General features: G+C 59.8%; 4 protein-coding genes. 3 read left to right on the forward strand and 1 reads right to left on the reverse strand.

Annotated features, from left to right (window positions below; translation table 11 throughout):
- Positions 1 to 277, forward strand: a 277-nt coding sequence (locus A3A5_RS44725) for an IS4 family transposase (protein WP_304412936.1), incomplete at its 5' end; no start/stop codon positions are given.
- A 93-nt stretch (positions 278 to 370) separates the two neighbouring features.
- Here the strand turns inward: A3A5_RS44725 and A3A5_RS45660 are convergent.
- Positions 371 to 736 (reverse strand): gamma-glutamylcyclotransferase, encoded by a 366-nt coding sequence (locus A3A5_RS45660; RefSeq protein ID WP_081623894.1) that lies wholly within the window; start codon positions 734 to 736, stop codon positions 371 to 373.
- A 105-nt stretch (positions 737 to 841) separates the two neighbouring features.
- Here A3A5_RS45660 and A3A5_RS40260 point away from each other — a divergent pair, with 105 nt between their 5' ends.
- Both A3A5_RS40260 and A3A5_RS38465 read left to right on the forward strand, forming a co-directional pair.
- Entirely contained in the window at positions 842 to 1744 is a 903-nt protein-coding gene (locus tag A3A5_RS40260; protein WP_018310990.1) for a hypothetical protein, read from the forward strand.
- Positions 1745 to 1801: 57 nt separating this feature from the next.
- The gene (locus A3A5_RS38465) at positions 1802 to 4183 is read left to right on the forward strand and encodes a hypothetical protein (protein ID WP_018310991.1); all 2382 of its coding nucleotides are present in this window, start codon (positions 1802 to 1804) and stop codon (positions 4181 to 4183) included.
- The last annotated feature ends 397 nt before the right edge of the window (positions 4184 to 4580 follow it).

Below are 4580 nucleotides of genomic sequence, written 5' to 3' on the forward strand. Positions count from 1 at the left end.
CGCTCGGTTGATGCGACTGGGCCGAACTTGCCCGGACCTGGATGCAGGGCTGTTGTTCGAGCGCGATGAATGGCGCGCGGCATTCATTCTCAACAAGAAGAAGCCGCCGAAGACGTCACCGCGTCTGAATGAGGTCGTGCGCTTGGTCGCTATGCTCGGCGGCTTCCTGGCGCGCAAAGGCGACGGCGAACCCGGAGTCAAGACCATCTGGCAAGGCCTGCAGCGAGTGGTGGATTTCGCCGCCGGTCTCCGGTATGCCCGTGAACTTGACGACTGAGATGTGTGTAATCAAATGANTCTAACCACATCCACCGGCACCAGGCTGTTCGCAGTGCTGATGTTCCCGAGCTGGCCGTTGTTGTTAAGGCCCTCAGCACTGCACTCCTCCTCCAGTTGTGGCGCCACAGGTGTGGCCGCCTCCCGCAGCCACGGATGCTGCGCCGGTCGTCAGGCTCACCACATCCATGGGCACCCCATGCGTCGACCCGCCGGGGACGAGAGAGAGCATCAGCTCCGGGCGCTCCGAACGGCCTCGACCGGAGACCATGTGCAGACAGAAGCTTCGATGCCGACCAAGCAGCTCGGATACGTGCTCCTGGGTGAAATCGAGGAGTGGATTCCAGATGAGCGAACCATACGCGAACAGCCAGATCCCGTCGGTCTGCGGGCGGGAATTTAACGCTTCTCGCATCGATGTATCGATCCGTTGAAGGTCCCAGCGGATACACGGACGCATCTTATGTAATGATCCCGTGAAATCTTGTTCACGTCATAATCCAGAATTAACGATGAGCAAACTAATGCACCGTCTTTCGGCAGTAACGATGCCAAGGGAAATTAGATGTCGAACGATCTCGATGAGTTTATCCAGCTTCACCGGACGTTTCACGATCTCGCACTAAGCGAAGAGGAGGGCAAGGAGTCCGAGCTGTTCCGGCTGACGCTCCGCGACAAGCCTACGCACTGGTCCGATCTGCTTGAAGAGCCACGCGTCGTCCTCCTTTCCGAGGCAGGGTCGGGAAAGACCGAAGAGCTCCGACATGTCTGCCGCGACTTACGGCACAGTGCAAAGCAAGCATTCTTTCTGCGCATCGAACACCTCACTCAAGACTTCGACGACGCTTTCGAGGAAGGAACGCTCGAGGAGTTTGAGGAGTGGGTGAATTCTGGAGAGGACGGCTGGATTCTGTTGGACTCCGTCGACGAAGCGCGGCTGAAAGACCCAAAGGACTTCGAACGCGCCATACGTAAGATCGGACGTAAGCTCGGTCGCGTCCTTCAGCGTGCCCACGTCATCATCAGCGGGCGCACAGACGCATGGAGGCCGAGGACGGATCTTCTGATTTGCGAGGCGGCACTTCCGTGGACGCCGCCGACGACCGAGCCCGACCGGGACCAGGGGGGCACCGAAGTCGTGACTACCAAGGACGTCCCTGCGCCGAAGCGTCAAAAATCACCCTTCCGCATTGTCGCGCTCGACGATCTTGCTGGCGAACAGGTTGATCGCTTTGCCAGCGCTAAGGGCATCACCGACATCAAAGCCTTCAAGAAAGCGGTGGATCGCGCCGATGCATGGTCGTTCACGGCCCGTCCGCTGGACCTAGCCGAGACCGTCGAGTTCTGGATCGCCAACGGAAAGATCGGCTCGAGGCTCGAGTTGATGCGGGCGAGCATCGACAAGCGGTTGGAGGAGTGGGATCAGGACCGCGCGGACGCCCATCCAATCTCCAAGGACCGCATTTGAGAGGGGGCACGCCTTGTCGCGGCGGCGGCGACGCTTGCGAAGGAGTCGGCTATCCGTGTGCCCGACGGTCAGCAGAACGAGCGCGGCCTCCCTGTCAAAGAAGTCTTGACCGACTGGAACGACGTTGATTGCCGGACCCTCCTGACGCGGCCAATATTTGACGAGGGCATCTACGGCACCGTGCGTTTCCATCACCGTTCCGTCCGTGAATTTCTCACAGCAGAATGGCTCAACGTCATGCTTGTCGACGAAGGGTCGCGGGCGAAAATCGAAAACCTCTTCTTCCGGCGTCAATACGGTATCGAGGTCGTGATTCCAACGATGCGCCCACTTCTTCCCTGGCTAGCCCTGCTCGACAGGCGGATCCTTGAGCGCGTAATACGGCTCGCGCCCGAGGTCTTGTTTGAGGGCGGCGATCCCGCGCAACTGCCGGTGGACACACGCGCCCAAATTCTGCGCGAAACTTGCGAGCAGCTCACCCAACCAGCGCACGGTCGAAGTGCCACCGAGTATTCGGCAGTGCAGCGTTTCACTAACCCGGATCTTGCGGAGGTCATCCGGGAACTCCTAGAAAGGCACAGCAACGACGAGGACATCGTCTGGTTCCTTCTCCGCATGGTCCAGCAAGGGGGGATCGTTACACTCGCGGACAAGGCCAAGCAGTTCGCCCTAAACTCGCGGGCGAAGTATACGAGGATAGCTGCCATCTGGGCAATGATCGAAGTCGGATCGCGGCAGGACTGCTCCGAGGTTTGCGAGGCGTTCCTTGCTGAAGCGCCGCCGTTCCGTAGAAGCTGGCTTGGTGAGCTGGTTAATGGCCTCGGGCAGACGCAGGCCGACGTGGACTGGTTGCTTACGGCCCTTGCGCTCGCAGCACCCAAAAAGCGGTACAAGACCGATTCGCTCTCGGATTCGCTCGCGAACTACGTGACCGCGCTTCCGTCGATGCTCGTTCCCACACTTCTCGCTGGGCTTGCCAAGCTGCTGAGACGCAGACCAGTCGTCGAGCAGCGGCACTGCGAGATTTCCAAGAGAGACATTTGGCTCTGCCAGGCCGCGGGCCAAGCCGTGACGCTGCAGATAGAACGCCGCGATCCTGCTACGCTGAAGAAGGCAGCGCTTTCGATCCTGCGAATGCTACCGATCGCTGAGGCCTACGGGCGCGGAGAATACGAGGGTGGGCGCAAAGCACTGTCAAAACTGGTCCGCGGATGGCCAGCGCTCAACCGGGCATTGTTCTGGTATAGCATCGCCGAAGAGCGCGCGCGACGGAAGCGCAATGGCGGCGAGCGGCTGACCGACTACTGGCAAGCCCCGATCTTCGGCGCCTATTGGGCCTTCGACGGCTCAGACTTCGACTACATAAGCGACCAGATCGTAGCTCGGCCGCTCCTAGACGACAAACTCGTCGCGTTGACACTCGCCTTCACGCTCTACAATCAGAACGATCATCCGAGGCAGTGGCGAGACGCGCTCAAGGAGGCCTCGTCGACCAATCCTGAGGTAGCTGCTGAGTTAGACAGGTTGGTCAAGCCCCCCAAGTGGGACCATAGCAAGTTCAGACGCCAGGAGGCGGCCTGGAAGCGCCGATCCGAGAAAGAGGCGAAGATGGCGGCGGCGGCCAAGGAGAAGGCGAAGCAGATTCTAGCGGGCCGAGTGGATAGGATCCGCGATTTCGGAGAACCCGGCGAGATCTCCAAAGACCAGCACTACCTCTATGATCAGATGAATGCCGTCGAAAGTCAGCACAACTGGTGGACAGAGGGCAACTGGCGCTCTCTTATCGAAGAATTCGGCCCGGAGGTCGCACTCGCTTTCCGGGACGGCGCCGTCGGATACTGGCGACAGAACAGACCTCTGCTCCGCTCCGAGGGTGCCGTCGCGAACACCACGCCGTTCTCGACGATCTTCGGTCTTACGGGGCTGTCCATCGAAGCGCGGGAGATTGTCGCGTGGCCATCTTTACTCCTTCCGGCTGAAGCGGAGATCGCAACGCGATACGCCGTGCACGAGCTCAACGGATTTCCTGTTTGGCTCCCCCAACTGTACAATTCGTTCCCATCGCAAGTCCGCGAAGTCCTGCTGAACGAGATCAAATTCGAGCTCACTACTGAGACGGCGGAGGGAGAGAGCCACTACGTGCTCTATGACGTAGCCTGGCACGGCGACTGGATATGGGACCAGATTGCTCCGGAGCTCTTATCTGAGCTACGCGAAAAACGGGTCAATGCACGCAACCTCGGCTTTATCCTGGCGATCATCAATCGATCATCGATTGATGACAAGACCGTTGCCAAGATTGTTTCGCGGAAGGCGAACGCCACCCGCAATCTCACCTTTTCTCCGATCTGGTTTGCCGCCTGGGTCGGCGTCGATCCTGCCGCCGGGATCGCAGCCCTTTCTGCTCGGCTCGTCGGTATGGAGGATCCGGTTCATTAGACGAAGCTAGCCCTAGCCTTTGTCGTTGCCCTTGTTGGCGGCAGGTCGCAGGAAGGCCGAGCCCGGCAGGCATTCCGTACGGTCGAACACATGAAGTCGCTCTACCTGCTAATGGCCCGCTACATCCGACATGAGGAGGCGAGGTTCAAAGGCGCGTTACACATGAGGAGGCACCTGGAGCGCCAGGCGATAATGGTGCCCCTTTTTCATCTGCGGCATCCATGACTCAAAACACCCGATCTGGCGTGGGCAGACTGAGCGCCGACAAACGCAAAGCGATCGCACTTCAGGCCCTCGCGCGCACCGAACCAATCAGTGTGCTGGCTGAGCGTAACGGCGTGAGCCGCCCGACGGTCTACCGACAGATCGGCACGGCCAGTGCAGCGCTCGATGAAGC

Source organism: Cupriavidus sp. UYPR2.512 (assembly GCF_000379565.1).
Taxonomy (GTDB): Bacteria; Pseudomonadota; Gammaproteobacteria; order Burkholderiales; family Burkholderiaceae; genus Cupriavidus.